The organism is Cupriavidus sp. R6-3 (genome assembly GCF_059772245.1).
Genome location: NZ_JCBAJO010000300.1, coordinates 1 through 4,663, shown reverse-complemented (window position 1 = coordinate 4,663; position 4,663 = coordinate 1). Strand labels below are relative to the sequence as shown.

Here is a 4,663-nt window from a genome sequence, read left to right as displayed (position 1 = left end):
GGAAGAAAGCGACATACGTTCTACGAGTTGCGGCGCATGCAGGCGGCGGCATGGCCAGATAAGCGGATGACTGCTCCCTCTCCCGCTTGCGGGAGAGGGGTAAAAAACCTGCGGACTACAAGGCGCGACTCAATGCGCGACTCAATGCGCGACCGGCACCTTCTCCATGCCGCGCCGCAGCCCGGTATGGAAGAACAGGAAGTTCATCAGCGCCGCCGTGATCGCGCCCATCGCCACGCCGTTGCCGACCAGGATGCGGATGTTGGCCGGCACGCTGGCATAGATGCCCGGCACCAGGATCGGCAGCAGCCCGACCGCCAGCGCCACCGCGACGATGTACATGTTGGCGTGGTCGCGCAGGTCCACCTTGCGCAGCATGTCGATGCCCATGGTGCCGACGATGCAGAACACGATCAGCCCGGTGCCGCCGACCACGGCCTCCGGAATCGCGGCGATCAGCGACGACACCGGCGCCAGCAGCCCGAACACCACCAGGATGCCGCCCGATACCGCGGTGACGAAGCGCGAGCGCACGCCGGTCGCCCGCACGATGCCGATGTTCTCGCCGCTGGTGATGATCAGCGAGGTGCCGAACAGCCCGCCGAGCAGCGACGTCAAGGCGTCGCCGCGAATCGTGCGCGGCACGTCGCGCTGCTCGTCGATCGGCTTGCCGACCGCATCGCCGATCGCGATGGTCTGGCCGGTCGCCTCCACCATCGACACGATCGAGAACACCATCAGCGGAATCGCCGCGATCAGGTCGAACTTCGGCATGCCGAACGGCAACGCGGACGGCAGCGCCAGCACCGGCCACAGCGACAGATGCTCGCTGTGGAAGGCGCCGATTCCGACCGCCACCAGCGCCCCGCCCAGCAGCCCGAGCAGGATGGCCAGCTGCCCCAGCATGCCGGTCAGCACGCGCGAGAACAGCACGGTGAAGGCGATCGTCGCGAACGCCAGCAGCAGGTTCATCGGCGCGCCGAAGCCCGGCGTACCGGGCTGCCCGGCGATCAGCTTGCCCGAGACCTGCGCCAGATTGATCGCCACCAGCAGCAGCATGGTGCCGACCACCGCCGCGGGGAAATAGCGCAGGCAGCGCCGAAACACCGGCAGCACGAGGAAATAGAAGACGCCGGTCAGGATCACCGCGCCGGCCGCCGTCTGCACATCGGTCTGCTGCGCGATCAGGATGAACAGCACGATCGGCGCGCCGCCGGGCAGCATGATGAACGGCAGCCGGGCGCCGATGCCCTTGGGCCCGAACGATTGCAGCAAGGTGCCCAGGCCGCAGATCACGAAGGTCGCGCTGAGCAGCTGCATCGCCAGCGCGGCCGGAAAATTGAGCGCCTTGCTCATCAGGAACACGGACGCAATCGGCGATGCGGCCATTACCAGCACATGCTGCATGCCGAAGGCGAACAGCCGCCGCCATGGCAATACCTCGTCGACGGCCGCGGGAGCGGGTTGGGTCATGGGGATCTCCTCCTTGGGTGGCAGCGGCGTGTGTTGGCGAGTGGCGCGATCGGTGAGCCGCGCCGCTGCCTTCATGCCTCTATGCGTCTATGCGTCTATGCGCCCGTCTGTGCGTATTTCGCCGCTGAATGATAAAAAACCGCGTAACCAAAACGTTTTGGTTAGTCTATGCGAAGGCCCGCGGCCATGCAAGCGGGCGTTCGAAACCAGCGGTATCGGTTGTGTTGCCCTGCGCTGCGGGCCGGCGAAGGTCGTGACGGGAATGCGCGACAGAATCAGGCCGGCGAAGGTCCGGCCGCGCTCGCATTCAGTCCCAGCGTGGCATTCAGTCCCAGCGTGGACTTGAGCATCTCGTAGACCTGCCGCGTGGCCGGATTGATCACGTCCGGACGCATCCACAGGTAGTACGCGACATCGGGCAGGCGGGGCATGCCGTCGTTCTCGCCGAGCACGCGCATATCGGGCCCGAGCAGCTCGATGCTGCGCGCGGTCACGCCCAGGCCGGCCCGGATCGCGGCCTTGATGCCGATCAGGTTCGGCGCCAGATAGCCCGGCCGCCACGGCACCTGCGCCAGTTCCAGCGCCTCCAGCGCCAGCCGGCGGAACAGGCTGGGCTCGTCGGCCAGGATCAGCGGCACCGGCCGCGAGATGTCGTGCACGTAGTCGGCCGCGCAGATCCATACGGTCGGCGAGGTCCGCAGCACCACGCCTTCCAGCGCCGGATCGCTGCGCGTCGACAGCGTCAGGTCGATCTCGCCCCGGCGCAGCGACTCCATCAGGAAGGGGCTGCGCCCCACGTGGATTTCGAGCTGCAGCTTCGGCGAGCTGCGCGCGATATGCGCCAGCAGCGGGGGCAGCATGGTGTCGGCGATGTCGTGCGGCGCGCCGATCCGCAGCGCGCCTTCCAGATTGCCTTCGCGCAGCGCGCGCAGCGCCTCGTCGTTGATCGCCAGCATGTGCTTGGCGTATTCGAGCAGCTTCTGCCCATGCGGCGACAGCCGCTTGCTGCGGCCCTGCTTGTCGAACAGCGGCAGCCCGACCTGCTCCTCCAGCCGCTGCATCTGCTGGGTGACGGCGGACTGGGTCTTGTGGGTCGCGTCGGCCGCGGCCGCAAAGGTGGTGTGCTCGGCGATGGCGACCAGCGTCCGCAGCAGTTCGAGGTCGAGATGGCGCATGAACGATATATAAGAGATGCTTATATGATTGCGCAATATTCTAAGTTGTTCGGCCCAATCGCGTTCAGTACAGTGTGGCTCCAGACCGGTATCTTTCAGGAGTTTTTCGATGAGTCTCGCTCCCGCGCGCGCCGAAGCCCGCACCGCAGCCGTCCAGGGCGCCATGCAAAGCATTAAGGATATTGTTGAAAACAAGGCGCTGACGCGCGAGGCGCTGGACCGGGTGCTGGCCGTGGTCAAGGACCTGGCGTCGCACCGCGAATGGTGGAGCGAGGCCGATTTCGCGCCGCCCGAGGCCGGCGAGCGCCAGGCCCGCTATCTGATCACTGAAGACCCGGACCAGCGCTACGCGCTGTATCTGAACGTGATGCGCCCGGGCAAGCGGATTCCGCCGCATAACCACACGACCTGGGCCTGCATCGCCGCAGTTGAGGGCGAGGAACAGAACTACGTCTATCGCCGCCTCGATGACGGCTCGCAGCCCGGCATCGGCCAGCTCGAGCAGATCGATACCGTTCGCGTCGGCCCCGGCGAAGGCATCGCGCTGATGCCCGACGACATCCACTCGGTCGAGATCCAGGGCGAGCAGATCATCCGCCATCTGCACATGTACGGCCGCGCGCTGGAAACGCTGAAGGAGCGCATTGCGTTCGACCTCGAGACCGGCCGCTACCAGGTGATGTCGGTCGGCGTGCAGACGCGCCGCTGACCTCCCGCGGCCGTCCTCGATCCGCGACAGCGTATCGACGGCGGCCCACCTCCGACCCATTCCCCCTCCCCTTTGCCACGCATGGCTGTCCTCGGCCAGGGGAGCGTTTTGCCCGAATTCGGCCGCCCTGGGCGGCCCGTGAGCCGATGACCGATTCCGTGACCGATTTCAATCCCGCTTCCAGGCCCGATTCCATTCCAGCTTCCGCGACCCATGCCGTCACCGCTCGCGCCACTGATCGCGCCACCGATCGCGCCACCGATCGCGCGGCCGATTACGTCGATGCCCGGACCTTGAAGGCCTGGCTGCACGACGGCGCCGAGATCGCCCTGCTGGATGTGCGCGAGCACGGCCAGTACGGCGAATCGCATCTGTTCCTCGCCGTGCCGCTGCCCTACAGCCGCCTCGAGCTCGAGATCGGCCGCCTGGTGCCGCGCCGCGATGTGCGCGTGGTGGTCTACGACCATGACGAGAGCGTCGCCGTGCCGGCCGCCGCCGCGCTGCGCGCCGCTGGCTACACCAACGTGCACGTGCTGCACGGCGGCACCGCGGCCTGGGCCGCGGCAGGCTATGCGCTGTTCGCCGGCGTCAACGTGCCATCGAAGACCTTCGGCGAGCTGGTCGAGCACAAGCTGCATACGCCCCGCATCGGCGCCGAGCAGCTGCATGCGATGCAGGCCCGCGGCGACAAGCTGGTGGTGCTCGACGGCCGGCCGCTGTCCGAATACCGCAAGATGAATATCCCCGGCGCGATCTGCTGCCCGAACGGCGAGCTGGCCTACCGGCTGCGCGACCTGGTGCCCGACGACGACACGCCGATCGTGATCAATTGCGCGGGACGCACGCGCAGCATCATCGGCGCGCAGACGCTGATCAACCTGGGCATCCCCAATCCGGTCTACGCGCTGGAGAACGGCACGCAGGGCTGGTATCTGGCCGATTACCAGCTCGAGCACGGCAACGACCGGCACTATCCCGAGAAGACGGACACCAGCGCGCTCGAACCGATGCGCGCAGCGGCGGCGCGGCTGGCCGAGCGCCACGGCGTGGCCACCGTCGACGCCGCGACCGTGCAGGGCTGGGCCCGCGACGCCACGCGCACGCTGTTCCTGTGCGACGTGCGGACGCCGGAGGAATTCGCGCGCGGCACGCTGCCCGGCGCGCAACACACGCCCGGCGGCCAGCTGATCCAGGCCACCGATCAATACGTCGGCGTGCGCGGCGCGCGGCTGGTGCTGTTCGATGACGACGGCGTACGTGCGCCGGTGGTGGCGAGCTGGCTGCGGCAGCTGGGGCACGACGCCCA

At 67.6% G+C, this 4,663-nt stretch carries 4 protein-coding genes; 2 read left to right on the top strand and 2 right to left on the bottom strand.

What is annotated here, in order from left to right:
* Positions 1–141: 141 nt before the first annotated feature.
* Both AC6EI8_RS24365 and AC6EI8_RS24360 read right to left on the bottom strand, forming a co-directional pair.
* Positions 142–1,473 carry a uracil-xanthine permease family protein gene (locus tag AC6EI8_RS24365; RefSeq protein WP_150084002.1) on the bottom strand — a complete coding sequence of 444 codons (1,332 nt, stop codon included), beginning with the start codon at positions 1,471–1,473 and terminating at the stop codon, positions 142–144.
* Positions 1,474–1,748: 275 nt separating this feature from the next.
* Positions 1,749–2,648, bottom strand: coding sequence for a LysR substrate-binding domain-containing protein (locus tag AC6EI8_RS24360; RefSeq protein WP_149318760.1), 900 nt, complete (start codon positions 2,646–2,648; stop codon positions 1,749–1,751).
* 109 nt (positions 2,649–2,757) lie between these two features.
* On the opposite strand from AC6EI8_RS24360, the gene AC6EI8_RS24355 reads away from it, so the two are divergent.
* Both AC6EI8_RS24355 and AC6EI8_RS24350 read left to right on the top strand, forming a co-directional pair.
* On the top strand, positions 2,758–3,357 hold the full coding sequence (locus tag AC6EI8_RS24355) for a cysteine dioxygenase family protein (protein ID WP_149318761.1): 600 nt from the start codon (positions 2,758–2,760) through the stop codon (positions 3,355–3,357).
* Between the two features lie 146 nt (positions 3,358–3,503).
* A partial coding sequence (locus AC6EI8_RS24350; RefSeq protein WP_498383112.1) for a rhodanese-like domain-containing protein occupies positions 3,504–4,663 on the top strand: 1,160 nt, incomplete at its 3' end.

Excerpts from the sequence above, each read along its gene's own strand:
- AC6EI8_RS24365 (WP_150084002.1), bottom strand. The coding sequence starts at position 1,473 with ATGACCCAACCCGCTCCCGCGGCCGTCGACGAGGTATTGCCATGGCGG.
- AC6EI8_RS24360 (WP_149318760.1), bottom strand. The coding sequence starts at position 2,648 with ATGCGCCATCTCGACCTCGAACTGCTGCGGACGCTGGTCGCCATCGCC.
- AC6EI8_RS24355 (WP_149318761.1), top strand. The coding sequence starts at position 2,758 with ATGAGTCTCGCTCCCGCGCGCGCCGAAGCCCGCACCGCAGCCGTCCAG.